Annotated in this window: 21 protein-coding genes; 14 read left to right on the top strand and 7 right to left on the bottom strand. The window is 51.8% G+C overall.

The genetic code is table 11. The features are described from left to right. Positions 1 to 40: 40 nt before the first annotated feature. A complete protein-coding gene (locus SK39_RS03725) occupies positions 41 to 829 on the bottom strand; it encodes an aminoglycoside adenylyltransferase family protein (RefSeq protein WP_048216669.1) in 789 nt (262 codons plus the stop codon). 175 nt (positions 830 to 1,004) lie between these two features. Here SK39_RS03725 and moeA point away from each other — a divergent pair, with 175 nt between their 5' ends. Next, entirely contained in the window at positions 1,005 to 2,240 is a 1,236-nt protein-coding gene (gene moeA / locus SK39_RS03730; protein ID WP_044701113.1) for a molybdopterin molybdotransferase MoeA, read from the top strand. After that, positions 2,240 to 2,989 carry a molybdopterin-synthase adenylyltransferase MoeB gene (gene moeB / locus SK39_RS03735; protein ID WP_048216670.1) on the top strand — a complete coding sequence of 250 codons (750 nt, stop codon included), beginning with the start codon at positions 2,240 to 2,242 and terminating at the stop codon, positions 2,987 to 2,989. The genes moeA and moeB overlap by 1 nt, the downstream gene beginning before the upstream one ends. Before the next feature lie 48 nt (positions 2,990 to 3,037). Here the strand turns inward: moeB and SK39_RS03740 are convergent, their stop codons facing one another. Together SK39_RS03740 and fsa are read right to left on the bottom strand one after the other, a co-directional pair. Then, entirely contained in the window at positions 3,038 to 3,967 is a 930-nt protein-coding gene (locus SK39_RS03740) for an Rpn family recombination-promoting nuclease/putative transposase (protein WP_032948910.1), read from the bottom strand. 179 nt (positions 3,968 to 4,146) lie between these two features. Then, positions 4,147 to 4,809 (bottom strand): fructose-6-phosphate aldolase, encoded by a 663-nt coding sequence (fsa, locus tag SK39_RS03745; RefSeq protein ID WP_003836983.1) that lies wholly within the window; start codon positions 4,807 to 4,809, stop codon positions 4,147 to 4,149. 132 nt (positions 4,810 to 4,941) lie between these two features. Here fsa and SK39_RS03750 point away from each other — a divergent pair, with 132 nt between their 5' ends. The 4 genes from SK39_RS03750 (at position 4,942) to SK39_RS03765 (ending at position 10,678) form a co-directional block, all read left to right on the top strand. After that, on the top strand, positions 4,942 to 5,841 hold the full coding sequence (locus SK39_RS03750; RefSeq protein ID WP_048216671.1) for a glycyl-radical enzyme activating protein: 900 nt from the start codon (positions 4,942 to 4,944) through the stop codon (positions 5,839 to 5,841). 5 nt (positions 5,842 to 5,846) lie between these two features. Further along, positions 5,847 to 8,279 (top strand): glycyl radical protein, encoded by a 2,433-nt coding sequence (locus SK39_RS03755; RefSeq protein WP_003845442.1) that lies wholly within the window; start codon positions 5,847 to 5,849, stop codon positions 8,277 to 8,279. A 167-nt stretch (positions 8,280 to 8,446) separates the two neighbouring features. Beyond that, positions 8,447 to 9,262, top strand: a complete 816-nt coding sequence (locus SK39_RS03760; protein WP_044701108.1) for a Cof-type HAD-IIB family hydrolase — start codon at positions 8,447 to 8,449, stop codon at positions 9,260 to 9,262. A gap of 153 nt (positions 9,263 to 9,415) precedes the next feature. After that, the gene (locus SK39_RS03765; protein ID WP_003035273.1) at positions 9,416 to 10,678 is read left to right on the top strand and encodes a DUF1479 domain-containing protein; all 1,263 of its coding nucleotides are present in this window, start codon (positions 9,416 to 9,418) and stop codon (positions 10,676 to 10,678) included. Between the two features lie 143 nt (positions 10,679 to 10,821). Here SK39_RS03765 and SK39_RS03770 read toward each other — a convergent pair whose 3' ends face one another. Continuing rightward, a complete protein-coding gene (locus SK39_RS03770; protein ID WP_003035269.1) occupies positions 10,822 to 12,417 on the bottom strand; it encodes an ABC-F family ATPase in 1,596 nt (531 codons plus the stop codon). A 232-nt stretch (positions 12,418 to 12,649) separates the two neighbouring features. Between SK39_RS03770 and ldtB the strand changes: the two genes are divergently transcribed. Further along, positions 12,650 to 13,570 (top strand): L,D-transpeptidase, encoded by a 921-nt coding sequence (gene ldtB, locus SK39_RS03775; protein WP_003035268.1) that lies wholly within the window; start codon positions 12,650 to 12,652, stop codon positions 13,568 to 13,570. 61 nt (positions 13,571 to 13,631) lie between these two features. Here ldtB and SK39_RS03780 read toward each other — a convergent pair whose 3' ends face one another. Continuing rightward, positions 13,632 to 14,744 (bottom strand): anion transporter, encoded by a 1,113-nt coding sequence (locus tag SK39_RS03780; RefSeq protein ID WP_048216672.1) that lies wholly within the window; start codon positions 14,742 to 14,744, stop codon positions 13,632 to 13,634. Continuing rightward, the gene (mntR, locus tag SK39_RS03785) at positions 14,741 to 15,214 is read right to left on the bottom strand and encodes a manganese-binding transcriptional regulator MntR (RefSeq protein WP_003035264.1); all 474 of its coding nucleotides are present in this window, start codon (positions 15,212 to 15,214) and stop codon (positions 14,741 to 14,743) included. The genes SK39_RS03780 and mntR overlap by 4 nt, the downstream gene beginning before the upstream one ends. A 186-nt stretch (positions 15,215 to 15,400) precedes the next feature. On the opposite strand from mntR, the gene mntS reads away from it, so the two are divergent. Next, complete coding sequence (gene mntS / locus SK39_RS03790; protein WP_003836996.1) at positions 15,401 to 15,529, top strand: manganase accumulation protein MntS; 129 nt, start codon at positions 15,401 to 15,403, stop codon at positions 15,527 to 15,529. A 276-nt stretch (positions 15,530 to 15,805) separates the two neighbouring features. Next, positions 15,806 to 17,392 (top strand): phosphoethanolamine transferase, encoded by a 1,587-nt coding sequence (locus tag SK39_RS03795; protein ID WP_048216673.1) that lies wholly within the window; start codon positions 15,806 to 15,808, stop codon positions 17,390 to 17,392. 64 nt (positions 17,393 to 17,456) lie between these two features. On the opposite strand, the gene ompX is transcribed toward SK39_RS03795, so the two are convergent. Beyond that, positions 17,457 to 17,972 carry an outer membrane protein OmpX gene (gene ompX / locus SK39_RS03800; RefSeq protein ID WP_048216674.1) on the bottom strand — a complete coding sequence of 172 codons (516 nt, stop codon included), beginning with the start codon at positions 17,970 to 17,972 and terminating at the stop codon, positions 17,457 to 17,459. A gap of 353 nt (positions 17,973 to 18,325) precedes the next feature. Between ompX and rhtA the strand changes: the two genes are divergently transcribed. The 5 genes from rhtA to glnQ all read left to right on the top strand — a co-directional run bounded on the left by rhtA (position 18,326) and on the right by glnQ (position 22,649). Continuing rightward, on the top strand, positions 18,326 to 19,213 hold the full coding sequence (rhtA, locus tag SK39_RS03805; protein WP_003845428.1) for a threonine/homoserine exporter RhtA: 888 nt from the start codon (positions 18,326 to 18,328) through the stop codon (positions 19,211 to 19,213). A gap of 304 nt (positions 19,214 to 19,517) precedes the next feature. Beyond that, complete coding sequence (gene dps / locus SK39_RS03810) at positions 19,518 to 20,021, top strand: DNA starvation/stationary phase protection protein Dps (protein ID WP_032936399.1); 504 nt, start codon at positions 19,518 to 19,520, stop codon at positions 20,019 to 20,021. A 365-nt stretch (positions 20,022 to 20,386) separates the two neighbouring features. Further along, positions 20,387 to 21,133: a glutamine ABC transporter substrate-binding protein GlnH gene (gene glnH, locus SK39_RS03815; RefSeq protein WP_003035251.1), complete on the top strand. Its 747-nt coding sequence runs from the start codon at positions 20,387 to 20,389 to the stop codon at positions 21,131 to 21,133. Positions 21,134 to 21,270: 137 nt separating this feature from the next. Next, positions 21,271 to 21,930 (top strand): glutamine ABC transporter permease GlnP, encoded by a 660-nt coding sequence (gene glnP / locus SK39_RS03820; protein WP_003035248.1) that lies wholly within the window; start codon positions 21,271 to 21,273, stop codon positions 21,928 to 21,930. Then, the gene (glnQ, locus tag SK39_RS03825) at positions 21,927 to 22,649 is read left to right on the top strand and encodes a glutamine ABC transporter ATP-binding protein GlnQ (RefSeq protein ID WP_003035246.1); all 723 of its coding nucleotides are present in this window, start codon (positions 21,927 to 21,929) and stop codon (positions 22,647 to 22,649) included. Before glnP ends, glnQ begins: the two co-directional genes overlap by 4 nt. Positions 22,650 to 22,666 lie beyond the last annotated feature (17 nt).

Raw genomic sequence — 22,666 nt, forward strand, 5'->3', positions numbered from 1 at the left:
AGTTAATCAGAAAGGGGATCTTCCAACATCGTTGAATATATTATTCAAGCCGATCGGCAATCTGTTTTTTTGCATAAAACACAAAGCGTTCAACAGACGGCATAGACGCAGCCCAGTTCTTTTTGGTTAACCCCAGGTATTCCGCACGCGCGGCTTGCAGCGTGTCAGCATACTCAACGGGTAATTGCGGTATAAGCCAGGCGGCGGCTTCATCTTTAGCGACAATATTGCCCGTAACCAGGCTGTACCAAATACGCGCCAGAGTAAGGATGATATTTCGCTCGTCCCCCTCTAAATCGCCCGTTTTCTGCCACATATCAAGAATATGCCGAAATGTTTGCACGACATCGCTAAAAGGAATGACGTTGAATAACGTCTCAGCGGCTTCACCGAACAACGCTACGCTGGCGCGCCTGGCCTGGGTCAGCAGGATGGAAAGATCAGGATCCACCTGTGTCGGTTCAACAATTCCCGCGCGAATATCGTCACGCAACCATTCGCCAAATTGCATTTCTCTTGACGGTGGGAATTGCCAGGGTACAAGTTGTGAATAGATCACGATGGTCACTTCCAGCGCCCGATATCTATCAACGCTACCAGGCGGGGCTGATATTTCCAGAAAACCCTGCATCAGATCTTTTCTTTGCCGGGTATTAAGTGGCTGCCTAATGGTAACCAGTAAATCGATATCGCTTTGGGGCTTTAAGCCACCTTCAACAGCAGAGCCATACAAATGAACAGCAACCAGGTCGCCCTCGATAATCCGCGCAATCAGTGCACTGGCGGCATTCACCTGTCGTCGAATTGAATCCGGGATAGTCGCAGACATTTAGCCTCCTGGAGAAAAAGCAGAAATCATGAGTCTATACTGCATTTTTCCTGTAGCGCTAATCTCTGGCAGAAAACCTGTATCAGATCTGATCCTAAGCCTGAGGTAGCATACTGTCCGCGTCCATTTTCTGACATAATGAGCGGATTCGATTTTGCCCCGCAGGAGTCTTCTCATGGAATTTACCGCCGGACTGATGCCGCTTGAAACGGCTCTTTCTCAGATGCTTTCGCGTATTACCCCACTCACCGCCGTCGAAACGCTGCCGCTGGTTCAATGCTTTGGCCGCATTCTGGCCACCGACGTCGTCTCCCCGATTGATGTGCCGGGATTCGATAACTCGGCAATGGATGGCTATGCGGTGCGATTAGCCGATTTACAATCAGACCAGCCTCTTGCGGTGGCTGGCAAAGCCTTTGCTGGACAGCCATTTCACGGCGAGTGGCCTGCGGGAACCTGCATCCGTATTATGACCGGAGCCCCGGTGCCTGCCGGTTGTGAAGCCGTGGTAATGCAGGAGCAAACGGAACAAACTGACGACGGTGTGCGTTTTACCGCCGACGTCCGCAGCGGACAAAATATTCGTCTGCGCGGTGAAGATATTGCAAACGGCGCGGTGGTATTCCCTACAGGAACTCGTCTGACAACCGCCGAGCTTCCCGTGCTGGCTTCGCTCGGTATTGCCGAGGTCCCCGTTGTGCGTAAAGTCCGCGTGGCATTGTTCTCCACCGGTGATGAGCTGCAATTGCCGGGTCAGCCGCTGGGCGACGGGCAGATTTATGACACAAACCGTCTGACCGTTCACCTGATGCTGCAGCAGTTGGGCTGCGAGGTGATCAACTTAGGGATTATTCGCGACAATCCCAACGCGCTGCGGGCCGCATTTATCGAAGCCGACAGCCAGGCCGACGTTGTCATCAGCTCTGGTGGCGTTTCGGTAGGCGAAGCGGATTACACCAAAACCATTCTGGAAGAGCTGGGAGAAATTGCCTTCTGGAAGCTGGCTATCAAACCCGGTAAACCGTTCGCCTTTGGCAAACTGAGCAACAGCTGGTTTTGCGGCCTGCCGGGTAACCCGGTGTCTGCTGCCCTCACCTTTTATCAACTGGTACAACCGCTGCTGGCGAAACTCAGCGGCAACACCGCCTGTGGGTTGCCTCCGCGCCAGCGCGTGCGCACCGCTTCACGCCTGAAGAAAACGCCAGGGCGTCTGGATTTTCAGCGTGGTGTATTGCAGCGTACCGCGGAAGGCGAACTGGAAGTCACTACCACCGGGCACCAGGGCTCGCATATTTTTAGCTCCTTTAGCCAGGGCAATTGCTTTATTGTGCTGGAGCGCGATCGCGGTAACGTTGAGGTCGGAGAATGGGTTGAAGTTGAGCCATTTAACGCACTGTTTGGAGGTCTGTAATGGCAGAACTCAGCGACCAGGAGATGATGCGCTATAACCGGCAAATCATTCTGCGCGGCTTCGATTTCGAAGGTCAGGAAGCGCTCAAAGATGCGCGGGTACTGGTCGTTGGTCTGGGGGGACTGGGATGTGCTGCAACCCAGTACCTTGCTGGTGCTGGCGTCGGGCATTTAACCCTGCTCGACTTTGACACGGTCTCCGTGTCGAACCTCCAACGCCAGACGCTGCACAGCGATGCAACCGTAGGGCAACCAAAAGTGATATCCGCTCGTGACGCGCTAACGCGGATTAACCCTTATATCGCCATTACGCCGTTGAATGCGCTGCTGGACGATAGCGAGATTCACGCGCTTATTGCCGAACACGATTTGGTGCTGGACTGTACGGATAACGTCAGCATCCGCAATCAGCTGAATGCCGGATGCTTTGCCGCCAGAGTTCCGCTGGTTTCCGGTGCAGCAATTCGCATGGAAGGGCAAATTACCGTCTTTACGTATCAGGAAGGCGAGCCCTGCTACCGTTGCCTGAGCCGTTTGTTCGGTGAAAACGCCCTGACCTGCGTAGAAGCCGGAGTGATGGCCCCGCTGATCGGCGTGATCGGCTCGTTACAGGCGATGGAAGGCATTAAGCTGCTGGCAAACTACGGTAAACCGGCATCCGGAAAAATCGTCATGTACGATGCCATGACCTGCCAGTTTCGCGAAATGAAGCTGATGCGTAATCCGGGGTGCGAGGTCTGCGGGCAATAAACGAAAGCCCCGGCGGCGTTTGTTATCCGGGGCTGAATTAATATACGTTCAATACGTCAGTGATTTAACGTCATCTTCAGAAAGCCCAGTAATCCTCACGATGACCGCCCGTGGGAGACCATCGTCCAGCATTGAGTGAGCAATGCGTAACGCTTCCTCGCGGCGGCCTTCAACCAAGCCTTTTTGCATTCCTTCCCGCATCCCCTTTCGCTGTCCTGCCCTACGTATTTTTTCCACAATATTCATTGTACTCTCCTTGTGTTCGGGTACCCGCTGCGCCAGCTTGCGCATAAATCGTCCAAAGCGCGGTTTGTGACCGTGCTGGATTAGCAGGTAATTAAACAGCGCTTTTAGCTGGCTGTCATTAGCGCTTCCGGTAACCAACAGCGCGGCCAGCTTGTCCACCAACCCCATCAAATCGCGCTGACGAATATGCTTTTGAATCAGTTCCAGAAGAGCAATGCGTCGGTGCTGCATAATTTCTTCATCTGGAACAACGGTAATATCTACCAGCGGAAAAGCTGACAGGTAGAGCTGACGTGCAAGTGTTGGATTATCAAACTCATCCAGCCAGCATAGAGAGAAGGGATAAGGTGTATCGATTCCGTGATAAAACAGCATCGGCACAACTAAAGGTAACGTATTATGCCCGGCGTCGAGGTGACTTTGCATTGCCGCTATCGCATAACGCATCAGGCGAAATGCCATATGAACATCCGGACGGCTTTGATGTTCGATTACGACATAAATATAGCCGTGCCCTTCACTGGTTTTCATCGACCAAAGTACATCGGAATAATATGCACGTAAGTTATCCTCGATAAAACTGGTCGGTTGCAGCTTTAATGTCGAAAAATCGCACAGCGTTCGTAGCGTGGAGGGAAGATGGATTTCAATGAAATCGCGCGCCGTTTCCGGGTATTTTAAAAACGTTTTAAATAGCGCATCGTGCGGCGTGGATGTGGGTGATTTTTTCATGGCGGTCCGTCACCTGATTAACATGATGACACGACTGTACCTGCCATGCTGACGGGTCGCATGCCGACTTTGTCGGTTTTACGAGAGGGATTCGCAGATAAAAGCGTACAACTGCAACACATTCATTTTGACGGAAACATGTACGCAATAATGCCGGGACTACATCCCGGCACTCTCGTTTAAATAGACGTGCGACCGAATGCGCTCTGCCAGTCGTGCTCAAACTTCGCGACGGCAGCATCAACTGCCGGGGAGCTAATCATCTGCTGAGCAACGTCCAGCGGTAGCGTGATGGACTCGCAGCCTGCCAGCAGGCAATCCAGCGCCTGACGCGGCGTTTTAAAACTGGCTGCCAGTACTTTGGCGTGCGGGGCATGCATTTTCAGTAACGTCTGCAGGTCGGTCACCGTCTGAATGCCATCCCCTCCTTGCGCATCCACGCGGTTAACGTATGGCGCAACATATTCCGCACCTGCCAGTGCAGCCAATAACCCTTGAGCTGCACCGTATACCGCAGTACCCAACGTCGGGATCCCTTCTTCTTTCAGCAATTTTATAGCCGCCAGACCTTCTGCTGTTACCGGCACTTTGACCACGATATCAGCAATGATTGCCCGCAGCTTACGCGCATCGCTAACCATCCCTTCGGCGGTGGTCGCCATCACCTGAGCAAACAGACGGCCTTGTCCTCCCATCGCTTCCTGCAGTTGCGGCAGTAGTACTTCCAGCGTCTGATTCCCCGCCGCCACAATGCTCGGGTTAGTGGTCACCCCTGCCAGCGGGAAAATGCGCGCCAGAGCTTTTACCGCATCAACGTCAGACGTATCTAAATAGAGTTCCATAACCTTTCCTCAAACGAATAATTAGCATGAATAAAAGGTAGCACGGCGAAACCTCACGGTTAGTTGACGCACGTCAATATAACTTTCATTCGAAAGTAATTTAATCTTTATACGAAAGAAAAGAGGTCGCTTATGATTTTCAATATCCAGCGCTATTCCACGCATGATGGTCCCGGGATCCGTACTGTGGTGTTCCTTAAGGGATGCTCCCTGGGCTGTCGGTGGTGCCAGAATCCGGAAAGTCGCGCCCGTACGCAGGATCTGCTCTATGACGCACGTCTGTGCCTTGACGGTTGCGATCTCTGTGCTCAGGCCGCACCCGCGGTAATTGAGCGGGCACTAAGCGGGTTGCTGATTCATCGCGAAAAACTAACCGATGACGTTCTCGCAGCGCTGACCCACTGCTGTCCAACGCAGGCGCTTACCGTCTGTGGAGAGATAAAAAGCGTGGACGAAATCATGGCGACCGTATTGCGTGATAAACCGTTTTACGATCGCAGCGGAGGGGGCCTCACCCTGTCCGGTGGCGAACCGTTTATGCAGCCAGAGCTGGCGGCTTCTTTGCTCAAAGCCAGCCACGACGCAGGCATTCATACCGCAGTGGAAACCTGCCTGCATGTCCCGTGGAAGTATATTGAACCATCATTACCTGACGTCGATCTGTTTCTGGCCGATCTAAAACACGTGGCGGATGCGCCGTTTAAACAGTGGACCGATGGCAGCGCCTCTCGTGTGCTGGAAAATCTAAAAAAACTGGCCGCAGCTGGTAAAAAAATGATTATCCGCGTACCGCTGATCCAGGGATTCAACGCTGAAGAAGCCGCCATCCAGGCCATTACCGATTTTGCTGCCGACGAGCTTCACGTCGGGGAGATTCATTTTTTGCCCTACCACACCCTTGGTATCAACAAATACCACTTACTCAGTCAACCCTACAACGCACCGGATAAACCGCTTGATGCGCCTGCACTGCTCGAATTTGCCCAGCAGTATGCCAGCCTTAAAGGTTTAACCGCGACCCTACGAGGATAATCGCCATGACCACTCTGAAACTGGACACACTCAGCGATCGTATCAAAGCGCATAAAACAGCCCTGATCCACATCGTGAAACCGCCGGTTTGTACCGAGCGCGCCCAGCACTATACCGAGATGTATCAGCAACACCTGGATAAGCCGATCCCGGTACGCCGTGCGCTGGCGCTGGCCCATCATCTGGCGGAACGCACCATCTGGATCAAGCATGACGAACTGATTATCGGTAACCAGGCAAGCGAAGTGCGCGCCGCGCCGATCTTCCCGGAATACACCGTCTCCTGGATTGAAAAAGAGATCGACGACCTCGCCGACAGACCGGGCGCAGGCTTTGCGGTAAGCGAAGAGAATAAACGCGTCTTACACGAGGTGTGTCCGTGGTGGCGTGGTCAGACCGTGCAGGATCGCTGCTACGGGATGTTCACTGACGAGCAGAAAGGGCTGCTGGAAACCGGCATTATCAAAGCCGAAGGTAATATGACCTCCGGCGACGCACACCTGGCGGTGAACTTCCCGCTACTACTGGAAAAAGGTCTCGACGGCCTGCGCCACAAGGTCGATGAACGTCGCTCCCGCATCAATCTGACGTGTCTGGACGATCTCCACGGCGATCAGTTCCTGAAAGCGATTGATATCGTGCTGGAGGCCGTTAGCCTGCACATTGAGCGCTTTGCCGCGCTGGCGCGTAAAATGGCGTCCACAGAAACGCGCACCAGCCGTCGCGATGAACTGCTGACCATGGCGGAAAACTGTGATGTGATTGCCCATGAGCCACCAAAAACATTCTGGCAGGCGTTGCAGTTGTGCTATTTCATCCAGTTGATTCTGCAAATTGAATCTAACGGTCACTCAGTGTCGTTTGGCCGTATGGATCAGTACCTCTACCCGTTCTACCGTCGCGACGTAGAACTGAATCAGAGCCTCGATCGCGAGCACGCCATTGAGCTGTTGCACAGCTGCTGGCTGAAACTGCTGGAAGTGAACAAAATCCGTTCCGGCTCCCATTCGAAAGCCTCAGCGGGCAGCCCGCTCTATCAGAACGTAACCATAGGTGGCCAGAACCTGGTCAGCGGTCAGGCGATGGATGCCGTCAACCCGCTCTCCTACGCCATTCTGGAATCATGTGGCCGCCTGCGTTCTACTCAGCCGAACCTGAGCGTGCGTTATCACGCGGGGATGAGTAATGACTTCCTTGATGCCTGCGTGCAGGTGATCCGCTGCGGCTTCGGGATGCCAGCCTTTAACAACGATGAAATCGTCATTCCGGAATTCATTAAGCTGGGCATTGAGCCGCAAGATGCCTATGACTATGCAGCGATTGGTTGCATCGAAACCGCCGTTGGCGGCAAATGGGGCTACCGCTGCACCGGCATGAGCTTTATTAACTTTGCCCGCGTGATGCTGGCGGCGCTGGAAGGCGGACGCGATGCCACCAGCGGCAAAGTCTTCCTGCCGCAGGAAAAAGCGCTCTCAGCTGGCAACTTCAACAATTTCGATGAAGTGATGGATGCCTGGGATACACAGATTCGCTACTACACGCGTAAATCCATTGAAATCGAGTATGTCGTTGACACCATGCTGGAAGAGAACGTACACGATATTCTGTGCTCCGCGCTGGTAGACGACTGTATCGAACGCGCGAAAAGCATTAAGCAAGGCGGCGCGAAGTATGACTGGGTATCAGGTTTGCAGGTGGGTATCGCCAACCTCGGCAACAGCCTGGCAGCAGTGAAGAAACTGGTCTTTGAACAGGGCGCTATCGGTCAACAACAACTGGCCGCCGCGCTGGCCGATGATTTTGACGGTCTGACCCATGAGCAGTTACGCCAACGGCTAATCAATGGCGCACCAAAATACGGCAACGATGACGATAGCGTTGATACGCTGCTGGCCCGCGCTTATCAGACTTATATCGATGAACTGAAACAGTATCATAATCCGCGTTACGGACGTGGCCCGGTTGGCGGCAATTACTACGCCGGGACCTCGTCTATTTCTGCAAACGTGCCGTTTGGCGCAGCAACGATGGCAACACCGGATGGCCGTAAAGCACACACTCCACTGGCAGAAGGCGCAAGCCCGGCTTCCGGTACGGACCATCTCGGCCCAACTGCGGTAATTGGCTCGGTGGGTAAACTGCCGACCGGTTCGATTCTCGGTGGCGTGCTATTAAATCAGAAGCTGAACCCGGCCACGCTGGAAAATGAGTCTGACAAACAAAAGCTGATGATTCTGCTGCGTACCTTCTTTGAAGAGCACAAAGGTTGGCATATTCAGTACAACATCGTTTCTCGTGAAACGCTGCTGGAAGCCAAAAAACACCCGGATCAGTACCGTGACCTGGTGGTGCGTGTAGCAGGTTATTCCGCCTTCTTCACCGCTCTCTCACCGGATGCACAGGACGATATCATCGCGCGCACTGAACATATGCTGTAACCCTCCCGCCCGGTGGCGCTGCGCTTACCGGGCTTACATACTCCCCCTTTAGCCGGGTAAGGCGAAGTTGCCACCTGGCGTTTTACTTTCATTCGAAATTAAATTTGTGCTTTAGCTCACATTGTTATTAAAATGTTTCTGGTCGCAGTTATGAGCCAGGAGCATATATGACCATCAAAGTTATCGTCACCGACATGGACGGAACTTTTCTCGACGACGCCAAGCAATACGATCGTGCACGCTTTATGGCGCAGTATCAGGAACTGAAGAAACGAGATATTGAATTTGTCGTGGCAAGCGGCAACCAGTATTACCAGTTGATCTCCTTTTTCCCGCAGCTCAAAGATGAGATCTCTTTTGTCGCCGAGAACGGGGCGCTGGTGTTTGAACATGGCAAACAGCTGTTTCACGGCGAACTTACGCGCCACGAATCACGCATTGTCATTGGCGAACTGCTCAAAGATAAGCAGCTCAACTTTGTGGCCTGTGGACTGCAAAGCGCCTACGTGAGCGAAAATGCCCCAGAGTCCTTTGTCGCGTTGATGGCAAAACACTACCATCGTCTGAAACCCGTCAAGGATTATCAGGATATCGACGATGTGCTGTTCAAGTTCTCGCTGAATTTACCGGACCAACAGATCCCGCTGGTTATCGATCACCTTCATTCTGCTCTCGACGGCATTATGAAGCCCGTCACCAGCGGCTTTGGGTTTATCGACCTGATCATTCCAGGCTTGCATAAAGCCAACGGAATCAGCCGTCTGCTAAAACGCTGGAACCTGTCACCGCAAAACGTGGTCGCCATTGGCGACAGTGGCAATGACGCGGAAATGCTGAAGATGGCGCACTACTCTTTCGCCATGGCCAATGCGGCAGAGAGCATCAAAGCGATTGCCCGCTATCAGACCGATGACAATAACCATCAAGGCGCGCTGAACGTAATTCAGGCAGTGCTGGATAACACTTCACCTTTTAACGTCTGATCCTGCCAACCGGGGTATCCCTCATCCCGGTTTTCACTCTTTTTCTATTTTGCTCACACCAGCAGGTTTTTAAACTTGCATTAACTAATTTTTAACTTATATTGTCACTTGTAATTAAATTTAGTTTCGAATGAAAGTTAATGCGAGGTGGTTATGGCTTTTACTTTTACCAGCGACACGTTGCCCGCCGATCACAAAGCTGCAATCCGTCAGATGAAACAGCAACTGCGGGCACAGCTTGGGGATGTTCAGTTGATCTTCAATCAGCTGAGCGATGCCATTGCCACCCGCGTGGCGGAAATCAACGCTCTCAAAGCGCAAGGCTCCCCGGTATGGCCTGTGTTGTCCTATGCGGATATCAAAGCGGGTCGCGTGAGTGCAGAGCAGCGTGAAGAAATTAAGCGTCGCGGATGCGCAGTCATTAAAGGGCATTTCCCCCGCGAACAGGCGCTGGCATGGGATCAGTCGATGCTTGATTACCTGGATCGCAACCATTTTGATGACGTCTACAAAGGGCCAGGCGATAACTTCTTCGGCACCCTGAGCGCATCGCGACCTGAAATCTACCCCATTTACTGGTCCCAGGCGCAGATGCAGGCCCGCCAAAGTGAAGAAATGGCCAATGCGCAGTCGTTCCTCAATCGTCTTTGGACATTTTCAAGCGAAGGTAAACAATGGTTTAACCCGGATGTCAGCGTTATCTACCCTGACCGTATACGCCGCCGTCCGCCGGGAACCACCTCCAAAGGGCTGGGCGCGCATACGGATTCCGGCGCGCTGGAACGCTGGCTGCTGCCTGCGTATCAGCAGGTATTTGCTCATGTTTTCAATGGAAAGCTGGCAGATTACGATCCGTGGCAGGCTGCGCATCGCACCGAAGTAGAAGAATACACGGTGGATAACACCACCAAATGTTCAGTGTTCCGTACCTTCCAGGGCTGGACTGCGTTGTCCGATATGCTGCCAGGTCAGGGATTGTTGCACGTGGTTCCGATTCCTGAAGCGATGGCGTATGTGCTGTTACGCCCATTGCTTGACGATGTGCCGGAGGATGAGCTTTGCGGCGTAGCGCCCGGCAGAGTCCTGCCGATTTCTGCGCAATGGCATCCGTTGCTGATTGAAGCGTTAACCAGCATTCCACAACTGGACGCCGGAGACTCCGTGTGGTGGCATTGCGATGTGATTCACTCCGTCGCGCCTGTCGAAAATCAGCAGGGCTGGGGTAACGTAATGTATATCCCTGCCGCCCCGATGTGCGAAAAAAATCTGGCCTACGCCCACAAAGTGAAAGCTGCGCTGGAAAAAGGCGCGTCGCCGGGTGATTTCCCGCGAGAGGATTATGAAACTAACTGGGAAGGACGCTTCACGCTGGAGGATTTGAATATCCACGGTAAACGCGCGCTGGGGATTATTTAATATGTAGCTTACGCAATTTTCCCTAAATATTTCGCGTTACAGGAAGGCGACCAGCCTGTAAATCCCCGGGAGCTTACATAAGTAAGTGACCGGGGTGAACAGGTGCAGCCAACACACCTGTAACACGAAAGACGACGGGTAAATTAACCGTCAATACCTTTACTACGCAGGTAATCTTCGTAGTTGCCGGTGAAGTCGATCACGCGTTCTGGCGTAATCTCAATCACGCGGGTCGCCAGGGAACTGACGAACTCACGGTCGTGAGAAACAAAGATCAACGTGCCCTGATACATTTCCAGCGCCATGTTCAGCGACTCGATAGATTCCATATCCAGGTGGTTGGTCGGTTCATCCATGACCAGGATATTCGGTTTCTGCATCATCAGCTTACCGAAAAGCATGCGTCCTTTTTCACCACCGGAGAGCACTTTTGCAGGTTTCTTGATATCGTCCTGGCTGAACAGCAGACGGCCAAGGAAGCTGCGCACAACCTGCTCATCATCGCCCTCTTGTTTCCACTGGCTCATCCATTCGAAGACGGTTAGATCGTTTTCAAACTCGTATTCATGATCCTGCGCGTAGTAACCCACCTGGGCGTTTTCAGACCACTTAACGGTACCGTTGTCCGGCTGCAAATCGCCAACCAACGTTTTCAGCATGGTGGATTTACCCACGCCGTTGGCACCAATGATGGCAACCTTCTCCCCTACTTCCAGCAGCAGGTTGAAGTTTTTAAACAGCGGACCTTCATCAAAACCTTTCGCCAGCGCTTCCACTTCCAGCGCGTTACGGAACAGTTTCTTATCCTGTTCGAAGCGGATGAACGGGTTCTGACGGCTGGACGCTTTCACTTCGTCGAGCTTGATCTTATCAATCTGACGCGCACGAGAGGTCGCCTGTCGAGATTTAGACGCGTTGGCGCTAAAGCGGCTGACGAAGGATTGCAGATCGGCAATCTGTGCTTTCTTCTTGGCGTTATCGGCCAGCAGACGTTCACGCGCCTGGGTTGCCGCCGTCATGTATTCGTCGTAGTTACCCGGATAAACACGCAGTTCGCCATAGTCCAGATCCGCCATGTGCGTACAGACCATGTTCAGGAAGTGACGGTCGTGCGAAATGATGATCATGGTGCTGTCACGCTCGTTCAGCGTCTGCTCCAGCCAGCGAATGGTGTCGATATCCAGGTTGTTCGTTGGTTCGTCGAGCAGCAGAATGTCCGGGTTAGAGAACAGCGCCTGCGCCAGAAGCACACGCAGCTTCCAGCCGGGCGCGACTTCGCTCATCGGGCCGTAATGCTGTTCTACCGGAATACCTACGCCCAGCAGCAGTTCACCCGCACGCGCTTCCGCAGAGTAGCCGTCCATTTCGCCATACTGAACTTCGAGATCAGCAACTTTATAGCCGTCTTCTTCGCTCATCTCAGCCAGGGCGTAAATGCGATCGCGCTCCTGCTTCACTTCCCACAGTTCAGCGTGACCCATGATCACGGTGTCAAGCACGGTGAATTCTTCAAAGGCGAATTGATCCTGACGCAGCTTACCGATGCGTTCATTCGGATCGAGGGAAACGTTGCCCAGCGTCGGTTCGAGGTCGCCGCCGAGAATTTTCATAAAAGTGGATTTACCGCTACCGTTCGCGCCAATCAGGCCGTAACGGTTGCCGCCGCCAAATTTGACGGAAATATTTTCAAACAGCGGCTTACTGCCGAACTGCATAGTGACGTTGCTGGAAACTAACACTGGCGTATCCTGAAAGAGAAAGAAATATGTGACAAACCGCTTATTATGCCATAAGTCTGCAAGAAGATCGCGTCTTCATGCGGAAGGGATAAAGTGAAACCAAAAGGAAAAAAATGTGATTTAGTACACATCCGAATTCCTTGTTGCTCAGATTGCACATATAATGCGTGCCCAACACTACATAAATCTCAACCCACTAGCCTGCCTGGCACTGAATCTCGCATACATGAATATGAATATGAAATTAACAACGCTTTTCGCGGCGGCACTCGCAATAGTTGGTTTTTGTAATACCGCTTCAGCCGTCACGTACCCGCTGCCGACCGATGGTAGCCGTTTGATTGGCCAAAACCAGGTCATTACTATTCCTGAAGGCAACACCCAACCGCTGGAGTATTTTGCGGCAGAGTATCAGATGGGTCTGTCTAACATGCTGGAAGCCAACCCGGGCGTGGATACCTTCCTGCCGAAAGGCGGCACCGTGCTGAACATTCCTCAGCAGTTGATCCTGCCGGATACCGTGCATGAAGGTATTGTTATCAACAGCGCTGAAATGCGTCTGTACTACTACCCGAAAGGCACCAACACCGTCATTGTTCTGCCGATCGGTATCGGCCAGTTGGGCAAAGACACGCCAATCAACTGGACCACCAAAGTAGAACGTAAAAAAGCAGGCCCAACCTGGACGCCAACGGCGAAAATGCATGCGGAATACCGCGCTGCAGGCGAGCCGCTGCCAGCCGTTGTTCCGGCAGGTCCGGATAACCCGATGGGTCTGTACGCGCTGTATATCGGTCGCCTGTATGCTATCCACGGTACCAATGCTAACTTCGGCGTCGGCTTACGTGTCAGCCACGGCTGCGTACGTCTGCGTAACGACGACATCAAATTCTTGTTTGAAAATGTGCCGGTCGGCACCCGTGTACAGTTCATTGATGAGCCGGTAAAAGCCACGACCGAACCAGACGGCAGCCGTTACATCGAGGTACATAACCCGCTGTCTACGACTGAAGCGCAGTTTGAAGGCGGGGAAATCGTACCAATTACGCTGAATAAGAGCATTACCAGCATCACCGGTCAGTCTGACGTCGATCAGGCCGTCGTCGAGCAGGCGGTACAGAACCGTTCTGGTATGCCGGTTCGCCTGAACTAAGCACATACCTGAAACGAAAAAGGCGGATGAATCATCCGCCTTTTTTATCGCCTCTGCGTCGCTATGACATCATCAGCAACAAACCATATCCCACCAGCGCCGCCCATATCAGCATCGGTACCGAATACCAATGAAAACGCCACCAGATCCGGCGGTCGTTTGCCATCCGTAACGCAATGAGATTCGCCAGCGATCCTGGTAACAGCCCAAAGCCGCCCACATTGACCGCCCAGGCCAGAAGCAGCGTTGGCGGGACGTAGTTCAGCAGCAAAATCGTACTGGGCACATTACTGATAAACTGCGACAGGCCAATGGCGGTCAGCCAAAGTCCCGGCGCTGAAAGCGCGCCAATCTGGTGGGTTATCCCCTGCAGGGCCGGAAGCTGCGTCAGCAAGTGCACATCAATGAACATCGCCATAAACACCAACAGCAGCGTCCAGTCTACGCTGAGGATCACGCGGCGAGCCAGCACCATGAACCCTGCCGCCACAATCGCCAGACCCCACAGCTCTTGTTTTAACTCCAGTGCTGCAAGGAAGATGATATACAACACCAGACAGCCCCACACCAGACGCGGTTGCCAGTCAGGTGCGCGCGTACCGGTATGATAATGCAACGCTTTATTCGGGAAACTGAACCAGCACAGCACCACCAGCGTCAGCATCATGACCCCCGCAAGCGGCGCCATTTGCCAGGTAAACGCGGTAAACGATAAGCCTGAGCGTCCCCACATCAGAATATTTTGTGGATTGCCTATTGGCGTGAGCAACGATCCGGCGTTAACCGCAAGCGCCTCAAAGATAATCAGGCGATTCACCGGAATAGCGCACAATTTTTTCAGGGTGATGGTCAGCGGAACAACAATAAACAGCGCAACATCGTTGGTCAGAAACGTCGACAACAACGCCGCCGCCAGCACCATAAATATCGCCAGCTGGCGCTCTGTTTTGAAACGGCGGGTCATCTTGCGCCCTAACACATCGAAGTAACCACTTTGCTCCACGCCTTTGGTCAGTAACATCAGGCCACTGAGTGTGATAATTGTGTGCCAGTCAATCGCTCCCGGCCACGACCGGGGTGTAAATGGCGTGAACAGGCTCAGTACAACCCCAACGATGATTAACAGCTGGAAAAAACGATCGCGCTGTAAGGCGCGTAATAAAGGAAAACTCATTCAGAGCCTGTTCCTTGCTGTTGCGTAAACCGGCTAAAAGCCTCCAGCGTTTCCTTACTGACGTGATGCTCCATCCCCTCCGCGTCGCGACGGGCAATTTCCGGACTGATACCTAACATCAACAGGAAATTCTCCACAATCTGATGACGCTCCCGACTTTCCTGAGCCAGTCGTTCACCTTCTGCGGTTAAAAACACGCCTCGCCAGGGGATCATTTCAATCAATCCGACTGAAGCAAGACGCTTAAGCATTTTAGCAACCGTCGGCTGGGAAACCCCAAGCCGTGCGGCCATATCCACCTGGCGCGCTTCACCTACCTCAATAATGAGATCGGAAATCAGCTCTACGTAGTCATCAATCAGCTCACGGCGATGCGCCTCCCGGACCTGACGAAATCCTTCAACGTGTTCTTCGACATTCACCAATTGCGTCACTTTTTTTGTTGTTGGCGTACCTGCGCGACGACTCATTCTGCTTCCTCGTTACTGTGACGCGTTAACGGCATCTGATTAGAGAGCGCTCATTGTAAACCAGAGTTGCGCGGGCACAAAAAATTAACGTTTTAGCAATAGCTATATAATATAGCCTGTGCTATATCTGTATATAATAAAGACATCCCTCAAGGACTGATGGGATCGTGAAGTCAGGAGGTTTACATGAATGAATTTAAGAGGTGTATACGCGTGTTTAGCCACTCTCCCTTTAAAGTACGGTTGATGCTGATCTCTATGCTGTGTGACATGATTAACAGCAAACCAGAGAAGGATAAACCTTCAGAAAATTAATGCGGCGTTGCGGTACGCCGCTTCTTTTTCCTGCCGTCATCCGGGTACGGTGGTGGTTTTCGTCCCAATAACCCTTCTTTTTGTCAGTTTTGCCACGTCCCTCGCAAAACAATTTCTTTGTAGTAGTTGACCTTCTCTTGCGCACACTCTATCTTTTCGCAGCCCTGCGTATATTGCGGCTCGCGGATGCGGACCCTATCCCTCTTCTCGCTCTCTCAGGCAGGCAATGACCCTTAGCGCCAGGGTAAGCACATGGCGTTTTTGTAACAGTGGCATATGAATTTAACCCTCAAAGATTCAATCATTGCTCGTAGCCGGGCGATTAGTCCGTGGACTGGCCTCTATTTCTTACAGTCTCTGCTGATCAACCTTGCGCTGGGCTATCCGCTTAGCCTGCTCTATAGCGTTGCTTTCACCTGTATATTGATGCTGCTGTGGCGCAGCGCGCCGCGCGCGCAGAAAGTGCTGATTGGCCTTTGCTCGCTGATTGCGGCAATGTACTTTCCGTTCGGCCAGGCTTACGGCTCACCGAACTTCAATACCTTGCTGGCGCTGCACTCAACCAATATGGAAGAGTCCACCGAAATCCTGACCATCTTCCCCTGGTACAGTTATCTGGTTGGGGTATTTATTTTCGCCCTCGGCGTTATCGCCGTACGTCGTAAAAAAGATGAACAAAAGCGTGGCTGGAACAAGTTCGACAGCGTTTGTTTGCTGTTCAGCGTTGTCGCATTCTTTGTTACCCCGGTACAAAACCTGGCCTGGGGCGGCGTGTTCAAGCTGAAAGACACTGGCTATCCGGTTTTCCGGTTTGCCAAGGACGTGATCGTCAATAACAACGAAGTGCTCGACGAACAAGAGCGTATGGCGAAGCTGTCGAGCGTGAAAGACAGTTGGACCGTAACCGCCGTGAAGCCGAAGTATCACACCTACGTCGTGGTGATCGGCGAAAGCGCCCGCCGCGATGCGTTAGGCGCGTTTGGCGGTCACTGGGATAACACCCCGTTTACCAGCTCCGTTAACGGCTACATCTTTGCGGATTACATTGCTGCCAGCGGTTCAACGCAAAAATCACTCGGCCTGACGCTGAATCGGGTGGTCGACAATAAGCCCCAGTTCCAGGATAACTTTGTCACCCTGGCCAACCGCGCGGGTTTCCAGACATGGTGGTTTTCCAATCAGGGACAAATTGGTGAATACGACACGGCCATCGCCAGCATTGCAAAACGCGCTGATGAAGTTCAGTTCCTCAAGAACGGTGACTTCGAAGCGGATAAAAATACCCGTGACGAAGCGCTGTTGAAGATGACCGCACAGGTGCTGGCAACCGAGCGCACTCAGCCGCAGCTTATTGTACTGCATTTAATGGGCTCACATCCGCAGGCCTGCGACCGTACGCAGGGTAGGTACGAGACTTTCGTCCAGTCAAAAGAGACGTCTTGCTACCTGTACACCATGACGCAAACGGATGACCTACTGCGCCAGCTATACGATCAGCTACGTAATAGCGGTACCAGCTTCTCGATGGTCTATTTCTCCGATCATGGCCTCGCGTTTAAAGAGCGTGGAAAAGAGGTGCAGTACCTGGCGCATGACGATCAGTTCCAGCAGAATTTCCAGGTACCTTTCATGGTGCTGTCGAGCGATGATAAAGCGCATCGGGTGATTAAGGCCCGCCGATCCGCCAATGATTTCCTCAGCTTTTTCTCGCAGTGGACAGGGATTAGCGCAAAAGAAATAACCAACAGCTACCGCTTTATCTCAGAGAAAAAAGCCGGGCCGGTGTACATCACCAACTTTAAGCTACAGAAGGTGGACTACAACCACCTTGGTACCGACATCTTCGAGACCAAATCTCGTTAACAGCTCATATTGCAGGCAAAAAAAATCCGCCCCGAGAGGCGGATTTTTCATATCACCGAAGTGATTAGAAGCGGTAACCCACGCCAGCGATCCAGGTGCCAACGTCAACGCTACGAATACGGCTCTGCTCGTAGGAGAAGTCCAGAGCAACGTTTTCGATCGGGTTGAACTGCAGATCAGCACCGTAAGAGAAACCGTAGTCGCTGGTGGTGTGATTGTCAGCCGGGGATGCTGCGTTCTGGAATTTACCGTAACCAACACCCACTACACCGTAGATGCTTGCCCAGTCGTTCAGACGGTAAGCCGGACCAGCAGTGATGCCGTAGTACTGGGTTTTGTTGTAGTCGCCAGAAGCATCGGTACGATCTTTTTCAGTGTAAGTGAAGGAACCGATAACACCCAGCGGGTTGTTGTCCTGCTCGTAGCGATACTTCAGGTTGAAACCGTTCATTTTGTTCGCTGCGCCCTGAGCATCGCTCTGAGCGTAACCACCGGTAACGGTAGAAGTAGCAGCTACAGCAGTACCTGCGGAGAAAGCCAGAACAGCGGCCAGTGCTGAAAGACATGCAATTTTTTTCATAACCACCTCAAATGTGCTTCAAGTAAATCTTAAGTTTTAAATATACCAAAAATTGATGGGAAACTCTTTGCGATTAGCGATGTCTAACGGGGTCTTTCATGTAACAGAACATTTCAGAAATCCGCTATCTCTTTCAATTAACATCACTTTTCTAAAGTAAAATGCCATTATTGCGCGCACAATATGGCACATTCATCCAGATTATTCCTAATCACACAGATTATTAATCCATCATTTTCATGCCATTGTACGGAACTGAGCAATTTTTTTTTCAACGAATACTCAACCACATGTGTGTATTTCCATTACACTCGCTGTTTTACTTCTATTGACATAATTTGACAGGAGAAAGGATGCCGGGGTCGTCACGTAAAGCGCCAGTCTGGTTGCCTATTTTGGTTTTGCTAATTGCTATGTCCTCCATTCAAAGCGGAGCATCTCTGGCGAAATCGCTGTTCCCGCTCGTCGGCGCGCCGGGCGTTACCGCGTTGCGCCTTGCGTTGGGCACCCTCATCCTTATCGTCTTCTTTAAACCCTGGCGTTTGCGATTCGCCAAAGAACAGCGCCTGCCCCTTCTGTTTTATGGCCTGTCTCTGGGCGGGATGAACTATCTCTTCTATCTGTCAATCCAGACCGTGCCACTGGGAATTGCCGTGGCGCTGGAATTTACCGGCCCGCTGGCGGTAGCGCTGTTTTCATCCCGGCGCCCGGTGGATTTCATTTGGGTTGCACTGGCTGTACTCGGACTGTGGTTCCTGCTGCCATTAGGTCAGGACGTTTCTCACGTCGATTTAACCGGTGCTGCGCTAGCGCTGGGGGCTGGTGCCTGCTGGGCCATCTATATTCTTACCGGGCAGCGAGCCGGGGCGGAACACGGTCCGGCAACCGTCGCAGTAGGGTCATTAATTGCAGCACTGGTATTTGTGCCAATCGGCGCGATCCAGGCTGGTGATGCCCTGTGGCATTGGTCCATTCTGCCGTTAGGCCTGGCCATTGCAGTCCTCTCTACTGCACTTCCCTATTCACTGGAGATGATTGCATTGACGCGCCTGCCGACGCGTACTTTCGGTACATTGATGAGTATGGAACCTGCCCTGGCAGCGGTTTCCGGAATGATCTTCCTCGGTGAAACGCTGACGCTTATCCAGACACTCGCTCTGGGTGCCATTATCGTCGCATCAATGGGCTCTACGCTCACTATTCGTAAAGAGCCACAAATAAAACAAGTCGACGTGAATTAACCACGTAATATTCTGCATGGTTTGCATAATCATGCAGAATATCCAATTGTAAATCTGCGTGATAATAATTCTAAAAAATATAATTTTCTCATCCGCATATTTCATTCAATCTCAAAAATTAACATAAAAATAACACCACGTAAGAAACACAACACTCATTGCATTGATTTTATTTGATATTTTATATCTTCCCCCTTCTTCGCTATTAAAGTGATAGGCAACACCGGAAAAAAAAATCCAAATTTAGCGCTATACTTAATTCCGTTGAAGAGTTGGGACATAACTATCAAGAGGATATGAAAATATGAGTACCGCGAAACTGGTAAAAACAAAAGCATCCGCCCTCCTTTATACCCGCAACGATGTGTCTGATAGCGAAAAGAAAGCGACCGTTGAACTGCTGAATCAGCAAGTAATCCAGTTCATTGACCTGTCATTGATCACCAAACAGGCTCACTGGAACATGCGCGGCGCAAACTTCATTGCGGTACATGAAATGCTGGATGGCTTCCGTACAGCCCTGACCGATCACCTCGACACTATGGCTGAACGCGCCGTACAGTTGGGCGGTGTGGCACTGGGCACAACTCAGGTTATTAATAGCAAAACGCCTCTGAAAAGTTACCCGCTGGATATCCATAACGTACAGGACCACTTAAAAGAGCTGGCCGAACGTTATGCCGTAGTTGCAAACAGCGTACGTAAGGCTATTAGCGAAGCAAAAGACGAAGATACCGCGGATATCTTTACCGCAGCCTCTCGCGATCTCGACAAATTCCTGTGGTTTATCGAAGCCAACATTGAGTAACCGCAGACATAAGAATTACCTATATAACCCTCGCTCCGGCGGGGGTTTTGCACATCTATGGTGCATAACATTGATCATTCGTCACTCCAAAGTAAATTATTTGTAATAATCACCTCACACAATCGTTAACGAAAGATTGTTTTATCAACAATTTTTACGCTAAATAGTCATACCGTTTGCACCGTGCCTGGTTCGCACCAAATGAGTGCCCCAAAACAGTGCAGATTACTCGCTTTGCCCTACTTATTGTGCAGAGAAACGAAACACCCTCTTGTTAAAACAATGAGTTGCAAAATTGGCACGATTCTTTCATTAAGCCATATGTTCTCGCAGGGGATCGCCCCGTGGATATAAAAGGAAATCCTATGAAGTCTGTATTAAAAGTTTCACTGGCTGCACTTACCCTGGCTTTTGCGGTGTCCTCCCATGCCGCAGATAAGAAACTGGTTGTCGCAACCGACACCGCGTTTGTACCGTTCGAATTCAAACAGGGTGACAAATACGTTGGATTTGATGTGGATCTTTGGGCTGCTGTCGCCAAAGAACTGAAGCTGGATTATGAACTGAAACCAATGGATTTCAGCGGCATCATCCCGGCTCTGCAAACCAAAAATATCGACCTGGCACTGGCGGGTATCACCATCACCGATGAGCGTAAAAAAGCGATCGACTTCTCTGACGGCTACTACAAAAGCGGTCTGTTAGTGATGGTGAAAGCGAATAACAACGACGTCAAAAGCGTAAAAGATCTGGATGGTAAAGTTGTCGCAGTGAAGAGCGGCACCGGTTCCGTTGATTACGCAAAAGCGAATATCAAAACTAAAGACCTGCGTCAGTTCCCGAACATCGATAACGCGTATATGGAACTGGGCACCAACCGCGCAGACGCCGTGCTGCACGACACACCAAACATTCTTTACTTCATCAAAACAGCTGGCAATGGTCAGTTCAAAGCTGTAGGCGAATCACTGGAAGCCCAGCAGTACGGCATCGCCTTCCCGAAAGGCAGCGACGACCTGCGTGAGAAAGTGAACGGCGCGCTGAAAACGCTGAAAGAGAACGGTACTTACAACGAAATCTACAAAAAATGGTTCGGTACTGAACCTAAATAATAACCGGTAGCGTTGCCCGGTGGCGTGATGCTTACCGGGCCTACGCCTGGATTTTTGAGACCTGTAAGCCGGATAAGCACAGCACATCCGGCAAAACGGGCATTTGAATATTTACACCACGGTAACAGGAACGACATATGCAGTTTGACTGGAGTGCCATCTGGCCCGCCATCCCGCTTTTGATTGAAGGCGCCAAAATGACCCTGTGGATCTCGGTCCTCGGTCTGGCTGGCGGTCTGATAATCGGACTTGCAGCAGGGTTTGCGCGCACTTTCGGCGGTTGGATCGCCAACCACGTAGCGCTGGTGTTTATCGAAGTCATTCGCGGTACGCCAATCGTTGTGCAGGTAATGTTTATTTACTTCGCTCTACCAATGGCATTTAACGATTTACGCATTGACCCTTTTAGCGCCGCCGTTGTCACCATCATGATCAACTCCGGTGCCTATATTGCGGAAATCACCCGCGGTGCGGTGCTCTCAATCCATAAAGGATTCAGCGAAGCCGGACTGGCCCTTGGACTTTCACGCACAGAGACTATTCGCCACGTTATTTTGCCTCTCGCGCTGCGTCGTATGCTGCCGCCGCTGGGCAACCAGTGGATCATCAGCATTAAAGATACCTCGCTGTTTATTGTCATTGGCGTCGCTGAACTGACCCGTCAGGGCCAGGAAATCATTGCCGGTAACTTCCGCGCACTGGAAATCTGGAGCGCCGTTGCGGTGTTCTATCTGATCATTACGCTGGTGCTGAGCTTCATTCTGCGTCGTCTGGAAAGAAGGATGAAAATCCTGTGATTGAATTTAAAAACGTTTCTAAGCACTTTGGTCCAACCCAGGTGCTGCACAATATTGACCTGAACATTCAACAGGGTGAAGTAGTGGTGATTATCGGGCCGTCAGGATCCGGTAAATCTACCCTGCTACGCTGCATTAACAAACTGGAAGAGATAACCTCTGGCGATCTGATCGTCGACGGTCTGAAAGTGAACGATCCGAAGGTAGACGAACGGTTAATCCGCCAGGAAGCCGGGATGGTGTTTCAGCAGTTCTATCTGTTCCCGCATCTGACGGCGCTGGAAAACGTCATGTTCGGGCCGCAGCGCGTACGCGGGGCGAATAAAGAACAGGCCGAGAAACTGGCGAAAGAACTGCTGGCGAAAGTGGGTCTGGCCGAGCGCGCCCATCACTACCCTTCTGAGCTGTCCGGCGGTCAACAACAGCGTGTGGCTATCGCCCGTGCGCTGGCGGTGAAGCCGAAAATGATGCTGTTTGATGAGCCAACCTCAGCGCTGGATCCAGAACTGCGCCACGAAGTTCTGAAAGTTATGCAGGATCTGGCGGAAGAAGGGATGACCATGGTGATTGTGACCCACGAAATCGGTTTTGCCGAAAAAGTGGCTTCACGCCTGATTTTCATTGATAAGGGTCGTATTGCCGAAGACGGTAATCCGCAGGCCCTGATTGAAAATCCGCCCAGCCAACGCTTACAGGAATTCTTGCAGCACGTATCCTGATAGCTCTGCCTCCCTTC

It is taken from the genome of Citrobacter sp. BIDMC107, from assembly GCF_001037575.1.
Taxonomy (GTDB): Bacteria; Pseudomonadota; Gammaproteobacteria; order Enterobacterales; family Enterobacteriaceae; genus Citrobacter; species Citrobacter freundii.

Excerpts from the sequence above, each read along its gene's own strand:
- SK39_RS03725 (WP_048216669.1), bottom strand. The coding sequence starts at position 829 with ATGTCTGCGACTATCCCGGATTCAATTCGACGACAGGTGAATGCCGCC.
- moeA (WP_044701113.1), top strand. The coding sequence starts at position 1,005 with ATGGAATTTACCGCCGGACTGATGCCGCTTGAAACGGCTCTTTCTCAG.
- moeB (WP_048216670.1), top strand. The coding sequence starts at position 2,240 with ATGGCAGAACTCAGCGACCAGGAGATGATGCGCTATAACCGGCAAATC.
- SK39_RS03740 (WP_032948910.1), bottom strand. The coding sequence starts at position 3,967 with ATGAAAAAATCACCCACATCCACGCCGCACGATGCGCTATTTAAAACG.
- fsa (WP_003836983.1), bottom strand. The coding sequence starts at position 4,809 with ATGGAACTCTATTTAGATACGTCTGACGTTGATGCGGTAAAAGCTCTG.
- SK39_RS03750 (WP_048216671.1), top strand. The coding sequence starts at position 4,942 with ATGATTTTCAATATCCAGCGCTATTCCACGCATGATGGTCCCGGGATC.
- SK39_RS03755 (WP_003845442.1), top strand. The coding sequence starts at position 5,847 with ATGACCACTCTGAAACTGGACACACTCAGCGATCGTATCAAAGCGCAT.
- SK39_RS03760 (WP_044701108.1), top strand. The coding sequence starts at position 8,447 with ATGACCATCAAAGTTATCGTCACCGACATGGACGGAACTTTTCTCGAC.
- SK39_RS03765 (WP_003035273.1), top strand. The coding sequence starts at position 9,416 with ATGGCTTTTACTTTTACCAGCGACACGTTGCCCGCCGATCACAAAGCT.
- ldtB (WP_003035268.1), top strand. The coding sequence starts at position 12,650 with ATGAATATGAAATTAACAACGCTTTTCGCGGCGGCACTCGCAATAGTT.
- SK39_RS03780 (WP_048216672.1), bottom strand. The coding sequence starts at position 14,744 with ATGAGTTTTCCTTTATTACGCGCCTTACAGCGCGATCGTTTTTTCCAG.
- mntR (WP_003035264.1), bottom strand. The coding sequence starts at position 15,214 with ATGAGTCGTCGCGCAGGTACGCCAACAACAAAAAAAGTGACGCAATTG.
- mntS (WP_003836996.1), top strand. The coding sequence starts at position 15,401 with ATGAATGAATTTAAGAGGTGTATACGCGTGTTTAGCCACTCTCCCTTT.
- SK39_RS03795 (WP_048216673.1), top strand. The coding sequence starts at position 15,806 with ATGAATTTAACCCTCAAAGATTCAATCATTGCTCGTAGCCGGGCGATT.
- ompX (WP_048216674.1), bottom strand. The coding sequence starts at position 17,972 with ATGAAAAAAATTGCATGTCTTTCAGCACTGGCCGCTGTTCTGGCTTTC.
- rhtA (WP_003845428.1), top strand. The coding sequence starts at position 18,326 with ATGCCGGGGTCGTCACGTAAAGCGCCAGTCTGGTTGCCTATTTTGGTT.
- dps (WP_032936399.1), top strand. The coding sequence starts at position 19,518 with ATGAGTACCGCGAAACTGGTAAAAACAAAAGCATCCGCCCTCCTTTAT.
- glnH (WP_003035251.1), top strand. The coding sequence starts at position 20,387 with ATGAAGTCTGTATTAAAAGTTTCACTGGCTGCACTTACCCTGGCTTTT.
- glnP (WP_003035248.1), top strand. The coding sequence starts at position 21,271 with ATGCAGTTTGACTGGAGTGCCATCTGGCCCGCCATCCCGCTTTTGATT.